This window comes from Sivoneniella epilithica UHCC 1019 (genome assembly GCF_040830845.1).
Classification (GTDB): domain Bacteria; phylum Cyanobacteriota; class Cyanobacteriia; order Leptolyngbyales; family Leptolyngbyaceae; genus ULC077BIN1.
Genome location: NZ_JBFPDP010000015.1, coordinates 78,135 through 95,771, shown reverse-complemented (window position 1 = coordinate 95,771; position 17,637 = coordinate 78,135). Strand labels below are relative to the sequence as shown.

General features: G+C 49.7%; 13 protein-coding genes and 1 pseudogene. 5 read left to right on the top strand and 9 right to left on the bottom strand.

Annotated features, from left to right (window positions below; all coding sequences use genetic code 11):
• Positions 1 to 155 precede the first annotated feature (155 nt).
• From AB3R30_RS11625 to AB3R30_RS11610, 4 genes are all read left to right on the top strand, one after another.
• Complete coding sequence (locus AB3R30_RS11625) at positions 156 to 1,202, top strand: cytochrome c oxidase subunit II (protein WP_458649350.1); 1,047 nt, start codon at positions 156 to 158, stop codon at positions 1,200 to 1,202.
• A gap of 25 nt (positions 1,203 to 1,227) precedes the next feature.
• A complete protein-coding gene (gene ctaD, locus AB3R30_RS11620) occupies positions 1,228 to 2,913 on the top strand; it encodes a cytochrome c oxidase subunit I (protein WP_458649349.1) in 1,686 nt (561 codons plus the stop codon).
• A 10-nt stretch (positions 2,914 to 2,923) separates the two neighbouring features.
• Entirely contained in the window at positions 2,924 to 3,547 is a 624-nt protein-coding gene (locus AB3R30_RS11615) for a cytochrome c oxidase subunit 3 (protein WP_458649348.1), read from the top strand.
• Between the two features lie 463 nt (positions 3,548 to 4,010).
• Complete coding sequence (locus AB3R30_RS11610) at positions 4,011 to 5,816, top strand: N-acetylmuramoyl-L-alanine amidase (protein WP_458649347.1); 1,806 nt, start codon at positions 4,011 to 4,013, stop codon at positions 5,814 to 5,816.
• 11 nt (positions 5,817 to 5,827) lie between these two features.
• Here the strand turns inward: AB3R30_RS11610 and AB3R30_RS11605 are convergent, their stop codons facing one another.
• From AB3R30_RS11605 to AB3R30_RS11565, 9 genes and pseudogenes are all read right to left on the bottom strand, one after another.
• On the bottom strand, positions 5,828 to 6,037 hold the full coding sequence (locus AB3R30_RS11605; RefSeq protein WP_458649346.1) for a hypothetical protein: 210 nt from the start codon (positions 6,035 to 6,037) through the stop codon (positions 5,828 to 5,830).
• 343 nt (positions 6,038 to 6,380) lie between these two features.
• Positions 6,381 to 7,196 (bottom strand): tetratricopeptide repeat protein, encoded by an 816-nt coding sequence (locus tag AB3R30_RS11600; RefSeq protein WP_458649345.1) that lies wholly within the window; start codon positions 7,194 to 7,196, stop codon positions 6,381 to 6,383.
• 65 nt (positions 7,197 to 7,261) lie between these two features.
• Positions 7,262 to 7,959, bottom strand: a protein-coding gene (locus AB3R30_RS11595) for an IS1 family transposase (RefSeq protein WP_458649344.1) whose coding sequence is annotated in 2 segments (ribosomal slippage) — positions 7,262 to 7,635 and positions 7,635 to 7,959 — 699 coding nt in all. Because the reading frame shifts where the segments join, the coding sequence is not laid out codon by codon here.
• A gap of 84 nt (positions 7,960 to 8,043) precedes the next feature.
• Positions 8,044 to 8,602: pseudogene (locus tag AB3R30_RS11590) on the bottom strand (iron uptake porin); the annotation flags it as partial.
• A 114-nt stretch (positions 8,603 to 8,716) separates the two neighbouring features.
• The gene (locus AB3R30_RS11585) at positions 8,717 to 9,901 is read right to left on the bottom strand and encodes an aldo/keto reductase (protein ID WP_458649343.1); all 1,185 of its coding nucleotides are present in this window, start codon (positions 9,899 to 9,901) and stop codon (positions 8,717 to 8,719) included.
• Between the two features lie 244 nt (positions 9,902 to 10,145).
• Positions 10,146 to 10,367: a hypothetical protein gene (locus tag AB3R30_RS11580; protein WP_458649342.1), complete on the bottom strand. Its 222-nt coding sequence runs from the start codon at positions 10,365 to 10,367 to the stop codon at positions 10,146 to 10,148.
• 170 nt (positions 10,368 to 10,537) lie between these two features.
• Positions 10,538 to 10,666 (bottom strand): hypothetical protein, encoded by a 129-nt coding sequence (locus AB3R30_RS11575; protein ID WP_458649341.1) that lies wholly within the window; start codon positions 10,664 to 10,666, stop codon positions 10,538 to 10,540.
• Positions 10,659 to 14,657 (bottom strand): magnesium chelatase subunit H, encoded by a 3,999-nt coding sequence (locus AB3R30_RS11570; RefSeq protein ID WP_458649340.1) that lies wholly within the window; start codon positions 14,655 to 14,657, stop codon positions 10,659 to 10,661. Before AB3R30_RS11570 ends, AB3R30_RS11575 begins: the two co-directional genes overlap by 8 nt.
• A gap of 369 nt (positions 14,658 to 15,026) precedes the next feature.
• Positions 15,027 to 15,797 (bottom strand): YdcF family protein, encoded by a 771-nt coding sequence (locus tag AB3R30_RS11565; protein ID WP_458649339.1) that lies wholly within the window; start codon positions 15,795 to 15,797, stop codon positions 15,027 to 15,029.
• 530 nt (positions 15,798 to 16,327) lie between these two features.
• On the opposite strand from AB3R30_RS11565, the gene AB3R30_RS11560 reads away from it, so the two are divergent.
• Positions 16,328 to 17,623 (top strand): S1C family serine protease, encoded by a 1,296-nt coding sequence (locus AB3R30_RS11560; RefSeq protein WP_458649338.1) that lies wholly within the window; start codon positions 16,328 to 16,330, stop codon positions 17,621 to 17,623.
• Positions 17,624 to 17,637: the final 14 nt, after the last annotated feature.

Below are 17,637 nucleotides of genomic sequence, written 5' to 3'. Positions count from 1 at the left end.
TGCCAAATCTAATCTTAGAAATCTAATGCTAGAAATACAGCCTCATGCTAGAGCTATAGCGCCTTCAATCGTCTTTACTCAACTTCTTTTTACAAAGGATTTTTTAGGTTTAAGCATCACTGGCTTTTTTGTTGCCTGTTAAAAGGGAGAGATTTGTGAATATTCCAGGTTCAATTGCAACGCTGTTAATCGGGATCGTGTTAACGATTGTGAGTCTCTGGTATGGACAAAATCATGGCTTAATGCCTGTGGCAGCTTCTACAGACGCGCCTCTAGTGGACGAGCTATTTGATATCATGATGACGATTGGAACTGGATTGTTTTTGCTGGTTCAAGGAGCGATCGTGTATTCGTTCTTCAAATTTCGTCGTAAACCTGGCGATGATACCGATGGTCCATACATTGAGGGCAATATTCCCCTAGAAATTCTCTGGACTTCAATTCCGGCGGTAATTGTGTTGGGGATTGCAATTTACAGCTTTGACATTTACAACACAATGGGCGGATTGGACCCGATGGATCATTCCGTTGCCCACCACAGCCAGCCCACTCATGAAATGGCAAGAATGCCGGGTGCGGCGATCGCTGCAACCCTAACTGACGCTACAACTGACGCAACCGTTGATGCTGTTTCAGCCCCTTCAGCATCCGCCGCACCAGACGCTATGCCCATGACAGACTCTACACCTGTAGCAACTGATGCCCCAGCAGAAATGACGGTTCAAGCCGCTGGACTGCAATATGCCTGGATTTTTACCTACCCAGATAGCGGAGTGATTGCGGGTGAACTGCATGTTCCAGTGGGTACTCGAATCAATCTAGCGATTTCTGCCAACGACGTGCTTCATGCTTTTTGGGTGCCAGAGTATCGGGTAAAGCAGGATGCAATCCCTGGTACACCTACGGAACTTGCCTTTACGCCGTCTCGCGTGGGTGAATATCCGGTGATTTGTGCTGAATTGTGTGGTCCTTACCATGGTGCAATGAAAACTAAAGTTATTGCTGAAACTCCAGCAGATTTTAATGCCTGGATCGCGAGTCAAAAAGTTGCCAGTGCAGCAGGGTTGGATCAGGCGATCGCCCTGACTGCTGCCGAGAAACCCGTTGATCAGTTCCTTGCTCCCTTCGTTGATCCGCTCGGAGTGGACGCTGCAACCCTTCAGCAGCTTCATTCAGCCCACCTCCATCCTTCCGCTAGCTAGCCGTTTATCTATTTGTTAAAGTCCTATGACTCAACTACTGCAAGACGAAGCGGCAAAAACTCCGCAAGCGCCCCCCATTCAGGAAAAGAAGCGCGAATGGCTCAAGTATTTTAGCTTTAGCACTGACCATAAAGTAATTGGTATTCAATACCTGGTTACCTCGTTCTTTTTCTACTTTGTGGGCGGCTTTTTAGCCACGCTAATTCGCACCGAACTTGCCACTCCTGAAGTCGATTTTGTCAGCCGGGAAACCTATAACGGCTTATTCACAGTTCACGCCACCGTGATGATTTTTCTGTGGATTGTGCCTGCCGCAACCGGAGCGTTTGGAAACTACCTGATCCCCTTGCTGGTTGGCGCACGGGATATGGCATTTCCCAAGCTAAATGCCGTCGCTTTTTGGATGATTCCACCGGGCGGAATTCTGCTATTGAGTAGTTTCTTTGTGGGCGCTCCGGGTGCGGGCTGGACTTCCTATCCGCCATTGAGCCTGGTTTATAACAAGCCGGGAGAAATGATTTGGATTTTAAGCCTGCTGATTTTGGGAACGTCTTCCATTTTGGGTGCGGTCAATTTTCTGGTCACGATCCTAAAAATGCGCGCTCCCGGCATGACCTTAAACAAAATGCCCTTGTTTTGTTGGGCAATGCTGGCAACTTCGGCGCTGATTTTGATTTCCACTCCCGTCTTGGCAGGGGCATTGATCCTACTGTCGTTTGATTTGGTGGTGGGCACGGCTTTTTTCAATCCCACAGGCGGCGGTAATCCGGTGGTTTACCAGCATATGTTCTGGTTTTACTCGCACCCAGCGGTCTACATTATGGTGCTGCCGGTGTTTGGGCTAATTTCAGAGATTTTGCCCGTTCACTCCCGTAAGCCGATTTTTGGATATAAGGCGATCGCCTACTCCAGTTTTGCCATCAGCTTTTTGGGCTTAATCGTCTGGGCACACCATATGTTCACCAGCGGCACCCCTCCCTGGCTGCGGATGTTTTTCATGATTAACACCATGATTATCGCCGTGCCCACGGGTATTAAGGTTTTTGGCTGGCTGGCAACTATCTGGGGCGGCAAGCTGCGGCTGAATAGCGCCATGCTGTTTGCCATGGGTTTCCTATCCATGTTTGTGATTGGTGGGATTAGCGGAGTCATGTTAGCCGCCGTACCCTTTGACATTCACGTCCACGACACCTACTTCGTGGTTGCCCATCTACACTACGTCTTGTTTGGCGGCAGCGTGTTTGGTATTTATGCCGGAACCTACCACTGGTTTCCCAAAATGACGGGACGCATGGTCAACGAAACCCTAGGCAGAATTCACTTCGCGTTAACGCTGATTGGCTTTAATTTGGCGTTTTTGCCCATGCACAAACTGGGTCTAGAAGGCATGAACCGTCGAATTGCGGAATACGATCCTAAATTTACAGCGCTCAATTTGGTTTGCACCATTGGCACTTACATCTTGGCGGTTTCCACCTTGCCGTTCATCTTCAACGTCGTCTGGAGCGTGTTCAAGGGAGAAAAAGCCTCTAGCAATCCTTGGGGTGGCTTAACTTTTGAATGGCAAACGACCTCGCCGCCGCCAGTCGAAAACTTTGAGATTGATCCCGTGCTTGAGATCGGTCCTTATGAATACGGCACAGAGGAAGCGGTGAAAATTATTAAAGCGGGACCATTTCTGGCATTGGAAGCGGCGGCGGCACAAGGATAAGGAAAAACCCATGCAAAGTTCTGCACTTGATACGACCACTCAAATTGTCACCAGTCATCATTCGGAGACTGCCCACGGACATCATGCCCACCCCGATCATCGGATTTTTGGCATCATTGTTTTCCTGGTGGCGGAAGCTATGATTTTTATGGGGCTGTTCATCGCCTATCTGACGTTTCGGGCAGTCGCCCCGGTGTGGCCCCCCGAAGGTACGCCAGAACTAGAATTACTGCTGCCCGGAATCAACACTATCATCCTAATTTCCAGTAGCTTTGTGATCCACAACGCAGACACGGCGATCAAAAAGGATGACGTAAAAGGAATGCGGATGTGGTTTGCCATCACTGCCGCGATCGGTGCTGTGTTTCTGGCGGGTCAGCTTTATGAATATTTCCATTTAGAGTTTGGACTTAAGACTAATCTTTTTGCCAGCACGTTTTATGTGTTGACAGGATTTCACGGGCTGCACGTTTTCTTTGGGGTGATCTTGATGTTGGGTGTTTTGTGGCGATCGCGCAAACCCGGTCACTACTCCAGCACCAGTCACTTTGGCATTGAAGCGGCTGAAATTTATTGGCACTTCGTCGATGTCATTTGGATCATCTTGTTCATCCTGCTTTACCTATTGAAGTAAGGTCAATCGCAACAAATCTAAAAGCTTAGAATCGGCTCAGGCAGAAGGGACATGATGTTTCTTCTGCTTTTTGCTGCGATGAATCGAGACTGCGGCTATTGTCGCCTTGCTTACTGGCATCAAGACGGTTATCCAAACCCCATAACGGGCTAAGCTGAAATGATACGTTTTGAATTTTGAATTTTGAATTGTATGGCAGTACGAAGAAAGGTCGAGACAACGACCATCCGTTATTCCTTACTCTACGCGATGTGCAACTAAGAACCCTCACCCCAAACCCCTCTCCCACAGGAGAGGGGATTTCAAAAGATCTCTGGTTCCCTCTCCTGCGGGAGAGGGCTAGGGTGAGGGCTGCTTTTGGACGGTTTCAAGAAAGTCGCACATTGCGTTACTTCTCAAAGATCTTTGTGTCCTAACCTATTCATCCGTTGCCATAACACAGCGAGGTTCGTGAAAATCTCCTATGAAAATTCCTGTTTCGTTGACGCTAGTCACCTGTTTTTGCCTCTCTATGGTTTGCGCGATCGCACTTTCGGTTGGCGCAATCGCAGCCCAGCCTAAACTGTTTATCGCCTATCCACCGCCAACCCATCAAACGACGGCACCCAAAATCTTTTTCATTGGTACGGCTCCCGTTGGGGGACAAGTCTTGGTCAACGGGCAGGCGATCGCCCGTAGCAGTGCTGGACACTTTGCCCCCAGCTTTCCCCTGCAAATTGGCACCAACCAGTTCACCTTTCGCTATGGCACCCAAGAACTGAAGCGCACCGTCACCCGCGAAACCAGCGGTGTGCCCTTGCCAATTGGCAACACGTTTGCTAAAGAATCCCTGACCCCTGCTGTGAATATTGGCAGGCTACCCGATGAGTTAATCTGCTTTGGGGCGATCGCCCCACCCGGAGCCACCGTTGGGGTTCGCTTAGGCACCAAACAAACGATCCCCCTTCAACCGCAATCTCAATTTATCGAATTGCCGCCGAACTCCGCCGTATTAACTCAGCAAAATCAACCCGTTGCCGTGAGTGAAGCTAGCTTTTACCGAGGCTGTGGGCGCACGGTGCTAATCGGCGATTTAGGCAACCCCGTCTTTGAACTGAACTTGGGCGGCAATACCACGCGCCAACTGGGGACGGGCAATATCCAAATTTTGTCGCCCACCCAGCTAGAAGTCGCAGAAGTGACCGCCGATGCTGGCACAGCCCGCACGGGACCCAGCACCGACTATTCTCGCCTAACGCCGCTGCCAAAAGGCACGCTGGCAAGAGTCACTGGCTATGAGGGCGATTGGGTGCGTTTAGATTATGGTGCCTGGATCAAGCGTCCAGAAGTGCAAGTGCGGCGCACGGCTGTTCCGCCCACTTCATTGATTCGCAGCGTTAAGGCAAGACAAGTAGGCGACTGGACAGAGATTGTTTTTCCGTTGCAGGTGCCGGTTCCGATCGCAGTACAGCAGGGCGATCGCACGTTCACCCTCACCCTTTACAACACCACCGCCCAAACCGACACCATCCGGCTAGACGATGACCCGTTGATTGCCCGTCTCGACTGGCAGCAAACCCAACCCGGGCAGGTGCAATATGTTTTTAACCTGAAAACACCTCAGCAATGGGGCTACACGCTACGGTATGAAGGCACCAGTTTAGTTCTGGCGCTCAGGCATCCACCCAACGTGAAAAGTGGTGGAAAAGGAAATACGCTCGCGGCAAAACCTCTCAGAGGAACAAAAATTCTGCTCGATCCAGGGCATGGAGGACCGGAAGACTTGGGATCGGTGGGACCTGCCGGGATACCAGAAAAAGACTTTGCATTGAAGACTTCTAAGCTGCTACGAGATGAATTGATTCAGCGGGGCGCGACTGTGATCATGACTCGCGAAAAAGATCTCGATGTGGGTTTGCAAGACCGGGTAAACCTGATTGCCACATCTCAGCCCACGATCGCCCTAAGCGTTCACTACAATGCACTGCCGGATAGTGGCGATGCGATCAAAACTCAGGGTGTCTCAACGTTTTGGTATCAAACTCAAGCGCATAGTTTGGCAATTTTTTTGCATAACTACCTAGTCAAAACGCTCAAACGCCCTTCCTATGGAGTGTTTTGGAATAACTTAGCCTTAACTCGTCCATCTAACACCCCATCGGTGCTGCTAGAACTGGGGTTTATGATTAACCCCACTGAATATGAATGGATTGCCAATGCGGCAGAGCAGAAGAAGCTAGCACGGGCGATCGCCGATGGAGTCACCGCATGGCTATATCCGCGATCGTAGAGGAATAAAGATTAGTAGCTATCGCCGTTGGTAGCGGTTTTCATGCCCAAAAAGTGATTTGCCTGCATCAAGCGATCGGCAATTACCATCCGCCGAGCTAGGCTAATGCCCGGTTCAGCAATTGCCTCTTGAGCCGACTGACGATATTTAGCGCCCGTTACCGGATCAACCTCATCGATATGCTTGAGATTGGCATAGACTTGACGAACGTTAATAGCCATAAACCCTCTATAGAAAACTTCTAGAGACTCTGTAATCGTGCATCCTAGCCGCTTACCCAATCCACAGAACTCCTAAAAATCCTATGCTTTAAGCTAACAAAGCCTAGATAAACGGATTCCACGATACAATACCCTCTATTTTAGCCAGTTCAAAGAATTGAAGCCCTATCAAAATAGGCACGATTCATAACGAAGCATCACAAACCTGCAACACATTTGTGCAGACTGCAATAGTTCACAATACACATTGCAACACTTGTCGCAGGTGTGATTTTAGATAGTCGTTCCTTATTTCAATTTTTCGCAGAGCAATCGCTACTCCCTTTTCCCTCACCCCTCATGCTTAATTCCAGGCTAGCTCCTCTAACAGGTGTTGCGTCAATTGATGATCTGAGAGTTCTCTAGTGCGTCGCTCTTGCAAAACTTGCTCAAGGAACTGTTGAAAATTGTTCCAGACCATTTGGGTGTTGGGATGGTCGTCTTCCAAATGGTTAAACAGGATAGCTATCGCCCAAAGGTACCAGGGTTCCGCCTCGCTGTAGCGTCTTTTGGAATAGTACAAATGTGCCAAATTATTCAGACTGGTGGCGGTATCGGGATGATCCACCCCTAACTGCTGTTCTATAATCTGAAGTGATCGCTGGTATAACGTTTCTGCTGCCCCATAGCGTCCTTGTTCGGTTAAGTAATAGCCTGCTTGATTAAGGAGCGATGCCCAGGTGGTAGTTGACCAGGTTGCGGCGGTTAGCTTGGCGATCGCCTGCACATGGGGCACCAGTCGTCCACAAATTTGCCAGTTCTCAAACTTCGTCACATCAGGAAACACCGCATTCAGTCCAGCAATGGCGCGTTGTGTCCAGTCTTGCCGCTCAGCCTCAGTCAAGCCATGCCAGATGACCGCCTGCACCATGCGGTGAATGCTGTAGCGTGCTGTGGTTTGCTCTCGCTGAATCAGGGAAAAGTCTGTCAGGGCTGCCAACTGTTCTGCGAATGCCAACTCATCGGTGCAGGCTAGCAAGCCAAATTCCTTGGCGCAGACCAGTAACAATTGTTCGAAAATGTCATCGGCGGCTAAGACGGCGCTCAACTGCAAAATCGGCACCGAGGCAGGCGATCGCTTTTCCACCTCTTCAAAGTTCAACAGCCAGGTGGTTGCCACGGATTGGGGATAGTCTCCGGTTTCGGGTAAGCCTTTCTGGCATTGCTGAATAGAGGGATGAATAGCTAGGGGCGTTGAGGGACAGGTACATCACCAAACTTGAGGGAATGAATTAACAGCCGGATGGAATGACCTAGCATTTCTACGGACTTTGAGTAACACAACGTTTTACGATGGAGACGGACTAAATAATGGCGTAAGCGGGTATTTTCACCGTCTACCCGTGTCATGTAAGTCTTGCTGACAATCGGGTCACCCTCTGAGATAAAACCAGGATAAACAGACCATCCATCCGTGACATAGAAATAGCACTGCCCCGTTGCTACAACGAACCACAAAGGCTTCAAGGTTTGGGCACTGTGATCGCCCAAGACCCAGCCTAAGATGCTTTTACAAAAGTGGTCTACCGCTGTCCACAGCCAAATTTTGTTTTTTTTGATCCCACAAAGGTTTCCAGTTCATCCAGTTCACCTACCTGGGGAATTTGGTCTGGATCATCGGCATCCGGGAGATTTTCACCGACCGTTTTGACCCAGCTAATCACTGTCGTATGATGCACCCCTTTAACCCGTTCAATGCCCCGAAAGCCGATGCCATTGACATACATTTTGAGGCATTCCTGCCTGAACTCATCGGGATAGCCCAGATGAACTTGATAATCCTCAAGGAACTGTCGTCGGCAATCAGCACAAATGTGGTTTTGTTTACCTCTTCGATGTCCATTCTTACGGATGTTAGTCGATCCACATTCCGGGCATTGCATAGGTCATTTACTCAATATCATCCCTTAATTATGCAACGCCGTAAATCTTTGGGGCAATACAGTTTGATTACCGACTCTACGATTAAATTCTTGCGTTAGTGTAAATACCGCTTCACCCGAAAGCACTGTAGTCGTCGAGAATTGCTGCTTTTCTAAGGTAGAAACCCGCAAATCTAAGCTATCAACCCGCCCTCGGAGGCTAGCCAATTCAGCAGCAAACTCTTCTTGCAGTTTTTTAATGACCTCTAGGTCTTCTTTTTTGACAAAATCAGCGGTAGCAGCAGCAATCAGTTCTTGGATTTTATCGAGACAAGCGTTTAACCCAGCAGCAAATTCATAGCGGCTGAGGGCACGGTTGCCGCGATAGGTTTTGTCAGGATAGCCCACACACAATGCAGCCATAGCGCTCAACCAAAGATTGCAATGCTTGGAATGCCCAATCTGTCGGGCGAACATCGCTTAATTGAGAAACGGAGGTAACTTGCCCCATTTCGGCTGTTGCGTAGTTGGGGCTGAGGACTTCTGCGGCAACGACTGCGGGAGTAATCGATTGGGCGATCGCGCCAACTTGATTGATCAGTAAAACACTCAGCGACCCGACACCGCTTTGAGCCAATCGCGCGAACAAGGCGTTGCACTTCATATTCAGGGGGGGGGATTGCAAATTTGCGCTGACTATACCCCCCCGTAGAATATGTCAATCTTCCTCGTTAAGGTGATGCAGAAGATCGGGATGAAGCGTGAGATCGCGGCAGGCTTAGGACTGGGACAGGCGCTTTAAGGTCTGTCCACCGAGCAAGTCGTGGGCTTGTTGCAAAATGGCAGGAATTTTATCTCCATGAGGACTGTTTTTTAAGTAAGGCTTGAGCGCGGTGAGGTCGATTTGATCGACCTTGGCACCGGGAAACCAGTGGCTTGCTTCACCCAGCAGGTTATAGCGCATGGCGGCATAGTCAGTCATGTCGAAGGCGATCGCCAAGTTCCACAGCCACAGTACAACGGGAATGTTTAACCGTCCTGGTGTTTTGTCAAACGTAGGCAATCCTACATGCCAGGTTTTGTACCAGTCTTCACCCAATCGAGCGATCGCGGCTTCTTCTAGCCTCTGCAAAATCGGTGGCAGCACTTCATCAGCGCGATCGAGCAACTCCAAGGTTTTCAGATGTTCATCAAAATCTTGGGGACGAGCCGCTCCTACACTCAGTGTATGAACTTGCGGATGGCTCAGACAAAATAAATTGTTGAACACAATTGGGCTAAGCGGCGCACAGAGATCAACCAAGCGCTGAGGCGGACTATAGAGCATTCCTCCTTTGTCGGATGGGCTGATGATGAACACACCCATGTCTTGACGAGTGGCGGCTTGTACGGCATCCCAATTCCGCTGATTGATGTAATACCAGTGCAAATTCACATAGTCAAATTGTCCAGTTTCACAAGCACGGACAATCACTTGCGGGTCTGCGGCATGGGTGGAAAACCCCACATGGCGAATTTTGCCCTGCTGCTGAAAGTCGCGAACGACCTCCATGCAGCCACCGGGACGCACCGCCCAGTCTAAGATTTCATTGGTATTAATCCCATGCATTCCAAAGAGATCAATATAGTCCAACTTTAGATTTGCCAAGGATTGCTCAATTGTTTTGCGAAACTCCTTGACGTTCTCTTTGGGAGAGGTTTTAGTTTGAATAATTAGCTTTTCGCGAGGAAACTGAGGCAGGACTTGCCCAAGCTGTAGTTCTGAACTGCCGTAGCCCCGTGCCGTTTCAATGTGATTGATGCCAACATCTAGCGATCGCGCGATCGTTGCCTCCAAATTTGCCTGATTATCCGTTGGAATAGCTTTCAGTGCCACATCTTGCCACTTGTATTGATATCGCATTCCCCCACAAGAGAACACAGGCATTAGTAGTTCAGTCCGTCCAAAACGTCGGTAAAGCATGGGAAGGAGAGCTAGGGAGTAAGGGCTAGGAAACTTGGTGTTGCTGAAGATAAGTATGATTTCTGACTGTAGGGGTAGGTCTTGTGCCTACCCTGCCGGAGATCGAGGGCAACCACAAGGGATTGCCCCTACAAATTTCATCCTCAGATTCAGCAATGCCGGAAACTTGTCTTCAAGATCAAGTCCTTCTAATGTAGTGAATTTTTGCCCCTGACATCGGGGTTTGTTAAAGAAATGGATTTCGTTAGCCAGCACGATAGAGACAATTTTTATTCCTCATCCCTAGTTTTGAACTACCTGGGCGATCGCCTGACATTTTCTGAGTTCTCGCACCAGCCGGAGCACTTAATGTTGATAAAGCGGAACAGGCAAGATGGCAGGGAGTTGACTCATCACTTCCCAACGAGATGGATGCCGCAATCCGAGATTCGGGCGATCGCGTTAGCCCCATCAAACACCGCATCATTAGAAACGGTCCGCTTGATGTGGACTGTCCAAGTACGGGGCAATAATTCGCCTCGTTCAATTCGTTGAAACTATCAATCGTTGCCATGACAATCAGGCGATCGCCGCTGGCGCTAAACCGAGGACGTGTGGATACTCCAGAGGTTGATCACGGTCTGAGTTAGATTTTTTCTAGACCAGCGATCGCTCAATCGTCGCCATACAAGGAAGCGTGCGATCGCTGGTGTTAGGAGGTTTCTGGGTCGTTGTTGGGTTACTTCGCAGACCAAAATTTACAGTGAATAGTTTTGGGCTACTCAATTCCTTCAATCCGATCTTCCACCTGTTGGTAAAGTTCGCGCAGTTTATCGAGGTTTTCCTCGCTGGTTTCCCAGTAGCCGCGCCCATTTGCCTCCAGCAAGGTTGTCACCATTTTACGGAACGAGTTGGGGTTGAGATCGATCAACCGCTTGCTCATTTCTTCGTCTTTAAAGAAAGTGGTGTTGGTGTCTTCATAGACCCAGTTATCCACAGCATCAGCAGTGGCAGACCAACCCATCGTATTCACCAGTCGCTTCGACAGTTCCCGCACTCCTTCATAGCCGTGGGAAAGCATCCCTTCGTACCACTTAGGATTGAGCAGTTTGGTTCGCGAGTCAAGGCGAACGGTTTCCGATAAGGTACGGATTTGGGCATTAGCGGTAGTTGTGTCTGCCATGTAAGCCGTAGGCTTTTTGCCGTCATTCCGCAGACCTGCAACAATTTTGGTGGGGTCAGAATCGTAGTAGTGGGAAACATCGGTAAGGGAAATCTCGGATGAGTCCAGATTTTGGAAGGTAACATCGGCGGTTTTGAGTGCCGCTTTGAATAGGTCTTCGCTTTGATCCATCATGCCGGGGTTATCGGATGAGAAGGCGAACCCTTTGCGAGACAGGTACATGTTTTGCAGTTCCTGCTCGTTTTCCCAGGTGCCGTTTTCCACCGCCAGGTTGATGTTGCTGGAGTAGGAGCCGGAGGCATTGGAGAAAATTCGGGTTGCGGCTTGGCGGAGGTTAATGCCCATGTCTTCGGCTTGCTTGAGCGCATGTTTACGGACGAAGTTCATTTCCAGTGGTTCGTCGGCTTCGGCTGCCATTTTAACGGCGCGATCGAGCAGTGCCATTTGATTGATGAACAAATCGCGGAAGACTCCGGAGCAGTTGACGACGACATCAATCCGGGGACGACCCAATTCTTCTAAGGATAATAGCTCTAGCTTGTTAATCCGTCCGAGGGAGTCCGGCATAGGCTTGACTCCGACCATCCAGAGAATTTGGGCAAGGGATTCGCCGTAGGTTTTGATGTTGTCGGTGCCCCAAAGAACGCAGGCGATCGTTTCGGGATAAGCACCATTGTTTTCTTGTCGCTGGCGATCGAGCAGGCGATCGACCACCACTTTTGCCGATCGCACCGCTGCCGCAGTGGGAATTGATTGGGGATCAAGGGCGTGGATATTTTTGCCCGTGGGCAACACATCGGGATTGCGAATCGGGTCGCCACCGGGACCAGGGATAATATATTGACCATCTAGCCCGACTAATAGAGCGCCTAATTCATTATCGGCAACCACTTGTTTGAGGCAAAACTGAAGATACTCGAACAGAGGCTTGAGGAGTTCAGAATCAACGGCGGTATAGCCTGCGGTGTGAAGCGCTTCGACCCAAGGCGCTTTTTTGTTGTTAAACAGATTGCTAAACATAGAAAGCTTGGAGACGCGCCCTTCTTCGTCAATTTGGGCGTGAACCATCGCAGCAACAGCGGTACGAACTGCCATGTTGATGTTATTCAAAAGCTCTACATCGTTAAGAACGCCGCGATCGCTGTTGGCATAAATCTCGTCAATGTTGCGCTCAATGCTGTTAGCGATGATCCGTTGCAGACTGAGAATGCTGTCTTCTTCGCGATCGAGACTGGCAATATTCACTAGGGTGGCGATCGCTTCTTCGGCGGTGGGCGGTTTGCCAATCACATGTAACCCACAGGGGAGCAGCCGTGATTCAATCTCCATCAGTTTGATGTAGACCTTGCCAACCACGGTATCGCGCTCTTCAGCGGTTAAATCCCGCGCATCTTTATCGGGTAAAGCTACATCTTTGTCTAAATTCACCACACGGCATTGATCCATAATGGTGTTCGTAATCGATTCGCCCCGCCCCGTGTCTTTCAGAGTTTGATAGGACGCGATCAGTTCGCTGAGTTCCTTTAACCCCTTATACAAGCCCGCATTTTCAGCCGGAGGAGTTAGGTAGCTGATGGTTTCGGCATAGCTGCGACGCTTAGCGATCGTGGCTTCCGAGGGATTGTTTGCCGCGTAGTAGTAGAGATTTGGAATCGCACCAATCAGGCTATCGGGGAAGCACTCATCCGACATGCCGATTTGCTTTCCGGGCATAAATTCTAGGGAACCATGGGTGCCAAAGTGCAGCACTGCATCGGCTTTCCAGATTTTTTCCAGGTAGGTATAGTAGGCGGCAAACCCGTGATGAGGGCTGGCGGAGCGGGAGAACAGTAGCCGCATCGGGTCGCCTTCATAGCCAAATGTCGGCTGCACCCCAATGAAGACGTTGCCAAACGACTTGCCGTAAATCAACAGATTTTGCCCGTCGGTATTCAGGTTTCCAGGAGCCGGACCCCAAGACGGAATCAAACGTTCGTGGTAGGGCGTAAGGGCTTCATATTCGGGCACCGACATTTTGTAGGCGATGTTGAGTTCAGGGCTGTTGAACTGGGCTTGGGCGTTGTGCAGCACTTCCAGCATTAGCTTTTCAGCAGACTCCGGCAGTTCTTGTACGTCGTAGCCATTGTCGCGCAGCGATTCTAGCACTTTGTAAATGGAGCCAAACACGTCCAGATAAGCCGCTGTGCCAACGTTGCCTTTATCAGGCGGAAAGCTGAAGACGGTAATGGCAACTCGCTTATGCAGTTTGGGTTTGCGGCGCAGATTTGCCCAGTTCATCGCCCGTTGAGCGATCGCTTCCACTCGATCTTGGAGGGCGATCGCCTTACCCGTGTTGCCATCCCGCCCAGAGAGAATAATTGGCTCAATGCCGCCATCCAGTTCCGGCAGAGCGATCTGCAACGCCACTTGAATGGGGTGCAATCCCAGTTCGCTATCTTGCCATTCTTCCGTTGTTTGAAATACCAACGGCAATGCCACCATATAAGGACGATTTAGCCGAGTCAACGCTTCGATCGCCTTGGGATGATCTTGTCGTGCCGGACCCCCCACCAAGGCAAAGCCCGTTAGCGATACCACCACATCCACTAGCGGAGTAGTTTTATGAATGGGATCATAGAAAAATGCTTCTACCGGCTTGGAGAAATCTAACCCGCCTGCAAACACGGGCAGCACCCGCGCCCCCATTGCCTCCAACTCAGACACCATCGACACGTAATGAGCATCGTCACCCGTGACTAAATGAGTTCGTTGTAACACCAGTCCAATCGTTGGCACTAGGGGATCGCGCATGTCGGCTGGAAGATCTGAGCGGGAAGAAAACCAGTTGAGGTATTCTTTCACGTCTTCATACATCGTGGGCGCGAGGGGATGCCAAATACCGATATCAGGGTAAGTCACCGGATCTTGATATTGAAAAATCGGGGCAGCACTGCCGTTGATGCCCACTTCGCCCTTAAACACGTACTTGTCTGCCAGCATCAGCAGGAAGTTTTCCAGGTTTTCTTGAGAACCGCCCAGCCAATACTGGAAGCTGAGCATAAAGTTGCGGGCATCCTGCGCCTTATCCATGGGCAGGTATTTGAGGACTTGGGGCAACGTGCGAAGCAACTTCAGCATGGCATCCTGGAAGCCTGCACCCGATTTTTCCTTGCGCTTTTTCATGAAGCTAGCGATCGCGCTTTTGGATTGCCCAATTTGTGCCAAGGAGAAACTGCCCATTTTATTCAGGCGCATGACTTGGGGCATTGAAGGGAAGACGACCGACACATCCAGGCGATCGCGATATGGTTCCACCGCTTCTACTACTTTGTCTGCCAAATCTTCTAGAAAAATCAACGAGGCGATAAAAATATTGGCTTGAGAAACATCCCGCTTGAAGTCGTCAAAGTTCGTGGGATCGCGGAGTTCTTCAATTAAGTAACCGCTAATTTCAACCGCAATACTCGGATGAGTCTGATTAATCGATCGAACAGCGGCAGAAAGAGCGCTTTGATATTGAGGCTCTAGCACGACATAAACCACCTTCACTAGACTGCGCCCGCCTAGGATTTCGGGTGCAACATGCCTAATGGTGGGCTTGACGTGAGTAAACATGCGGTTAGGCTCCTTAAATCATGCAATTGCAAGTCGTTATTACTAAAGGTCAATGCTGAGTCTCTCAGGACTTTCGATCAGGACTTTCGATTTGCATTTGCCCACCAACAGGATGAAAAGCGGGACATAAAACAAAAAATCGGGACCATCGTGACAGCAAGAAATCAGACCTTACATTTTACGTTGCACATCCCTGTTTGTATCAGAAAAGCTTACCTCATGAGGGTTTGGGAGCTTAACTGACACAATTTGATAAAAAAACGGACATTTTTGTTTACGTTTGTTTATGTTTTAGTGAGCAACTACTCCTAAAAATGTTTGAGAAACTTCATGATTTTTCCTTCTAAGGGCTACAAAAGAACGGCTGAGCTAAATCCAGCCGCGCAGCCAATAGATCACCATGCCAATATATTCTTTAAGGGCACGGGTGATGTTGCGGAGTTGATCGGCTTCGGGGAGCAAGCTCAGCACCACCGATTGGGGACTGGTTTGTAACGCTTCTAAATCGCGATCGCTGACCAAAAAATCTGTTGGTGCTGGAATCGCATCCATTCCTAGCTTTTGGAAAATCCGCAGAGATCGCGGCATATGCATGGCTGAAGTGACTAGCAAGATCCGACGAATGCCGTTTTCGTCCATGATTTTCTTCACATTCACCGCATTTTCTCGCGTGTTTAAAGAAGTCGGGTCTTGCAGCATGGCAGAGCGCGGCACACCCATCGGCTCCATTAAAGTCGCCATGTCTTCAGATTCGGGATTCGATTTACCAAACCACTCAATTCTGCCGCCACTCAAAATCACACGGGTTGCTTTCCCCTCTCGATAGAGCTTGGCACCATATAACACGCGATCGCCTTCCTCTTGCACCTCAACCCACGGACGAGGCGCAAAAGCAGGTCTAGTGGCTCCACCCAACACCACGATCGCGTCTGCTGTAGGCAACTCGCCTTGGGGCAGGTGTTGAAATTCTAACGACTTAACTAAGGCAACACTGATCCAACCATTACTGCTGACTAAGAGAACGATCAGCGCTAACCCAACGGGGATCATCGCCAACCGCGATCGCCGCCACAACAGTAGCCCTAACGCCAACAACAGCAGCAGGCAAGCTAGACCCAGCGGATACAAAAATAGTGGCAATAGCTTAGAGAGAAATAAAAACATTAAAGGGATTTGGGCGCTAGGAATTTGGGCACCATAGAGTCATGACTCTAGCAAGGATTGGAGTGGGGTGCATCCTACATTTACAGCCCTCACCCTAAATCACTCCCCCAAAGCAGGAGAGGGACTTTGAGTTGTCTCTCCTTCTCCCGACCTGAGAGAAGGGGATGAAGGCATATTTGCAAAACTAGGATGCACTCATTGGGGTATTTCTTGAGAACCATCCGGATGCCATAGTACCCCCTCTGAAAGATAACGATACTCTCTAGCTTTCCATTTAAACATTAAAAACGCCCTGGGGATGCCAGAGCGTCGGAACAGTAACCACTCTCTTCTACTTGATACTTTTTAGCTTCTCCTGTTTCCGCAAAAGTTTTAGAAAAGGTGTGACAGTTTGTTCACCGTTTTAACTGTGCGCTTTTGAGGAGAACGCTAACCTTACTGTTTCAAATGTTTTGAGGACGTGAAAGCTAGGTTGATTCACACCCAAAACTCTTGACTCAGATGCTATGAAACTACGATATTTGCTGTTGTTTGCAGCTTCGGCTTTAGTGGTTACGCCGATTCCAACGATTAGCGCCCCCGTGCAGATTGCTTATGAATCGCGCGCGATCGCCGGGTCAGCCAATACAATTTACCAGCGGGTAAATCCGGCGGTGGTGACGGTGTTTGCGGGGCGAGAAATTGGCTCTGGCAGTGTGGTTAGCCCGAATGGATTGGTGATCACCAATAATCATGTGGTGAATGGGGCAATGGGCAGTCGAGTTTCTGCCAGAACATTTGATGGGCAAAGTTATGTGGGTCAGGTGATTGCTATCGATCGCCGCTCCGATCTAGCCCTCATTCAACTGCAAACTGGATCGCAACTACCTACAGTGCCTTTGGCAACTAGCACACCGAGATCGGGCGAACCTGTGTTGGCGATCGGCAGTCCCTATGGTCGTCCGGGCGTGTTGACAACAGGCACGTTTAGCAGCACGCGAAGCAATGGCGATCTGCAATCGAGGGTAGTGTTGCATCCCGGAAATTCGGGAGGTCCTTTGTTGAATGCATCGGGCGAAATGGTGGGCGTGAATAAGGCGATTTTGGAATCGGCGCAGGGCAGCAATACGGGAATTAGCATTGCCACAAGCGTACAAACTGCCCGGTCGTTTATTGCCCAAAATAGTGCTGGAAGTGCTGGTATTGCTTCAAGAGCGCCAATTTATAATCAAATGCCTAATCAAACGCCCATTTATCAGCCGCCCACTAATCCAGTGATCGCTCAATTTCCCGGTGGCATTGTGTTACCAAAGCCGCAATCTCCGATTTGGCGATCGCGCTCAAATAATCCCATTTATGAGTCGCAGCCACCTAATAATCAGTTTGCGTCTCGTTCTGGTCAATACTCTGGTGGTCAATATTCTGGCGGTGCTGTCGTGATTCCAACGCCGAATGATAATCGCTCCAATCCAGGCATTGACCGCCAGAATTATGAGAGTGCCCAAGTTCCAACTCCTCAATATGACCCTGGTTATCACTCAGATTTACCCTATCCATCGCCCCAAGCAGGCAGCAATCCAGCAATCGCGGGCGCGCAGTTAGGCGTAACTGTGGATATTCGCACGTTAGTTGTGCAAAGTGTGAATCGGGGTTCAGCAGCAGCAAACAGCGGTTTACAAGTGGGCGATCGCCTGCTGGGAGTGAATGGAAACGCCCTCCGCAGTTTTGATGACCTCAAAGCCTTTATTAGTAATGCTCCTGCTGTTGCCCAATTCACCATTAGCCGCAATGGGCAGGCGGCGACGCTTGGAATTCAGTTTTAGTCGCAGTTTGAGGA

Bases quoted from the DNA above. Each gene is read 5' to 3' on its own strand.
- AB3R30_RS11585 (WP_458649343.1), bottom strand. From the start codon at position 9,901: ATGCTTTACCGACGTTTTGGACGGACTGAACTACTAATGCCTGTGTTC.
- AB3R30_RS11570 (WP_458649340.1), bottom strand. From the start codon at position 14,657: ATGTTTACTCACGTCAAGCCCACCATTAGGCATGTTGCACCCGAAATC.
- AB3R30_RS11615 (WP_458649348.1), top strand. From the start codon at position 2,924: ATGCAAAGTTCTGCACTTGATACGACCACTCAAATTGTCACCAGTCAT.
- AB3R30_RS11610 (WP_458649347.1), top strand. From the start codon at position 4,011: ATGAAAATTCCTGTTTCGTTGACGCTAGTCACCTGTTTTTGCCTCTCT.
- AB3R30_RS11605 (WP_458649346.1), bottom strand. From the start codon at position 6,037: ATGGCTATTAACGTTCGTCAAGTCTATGCCAATCTCAAGCATATCGAT.
- ctaD (WP_458649349.1), top strand. From the start codon at position 1,228: ATGACTCAACTACTGCAAGACGAAGCGGCAAAAACTCCGCAAGCGCCC.
- AB3R30_RS11560 (WP_458649338.1), top strand. From the start codon at position 16,328: ATGAAACTACGATATTTGCTGTTGTTTGCAGCTTCGGCTTTAGTGGTT.
- AB3R30_RS11580 (WP_458649342.1), bottom strand. From the start codon at position 10,367: ATGATGCGGTGTTTGATGGGGCTAACGCGATCGCCCGAATCTCGGATT.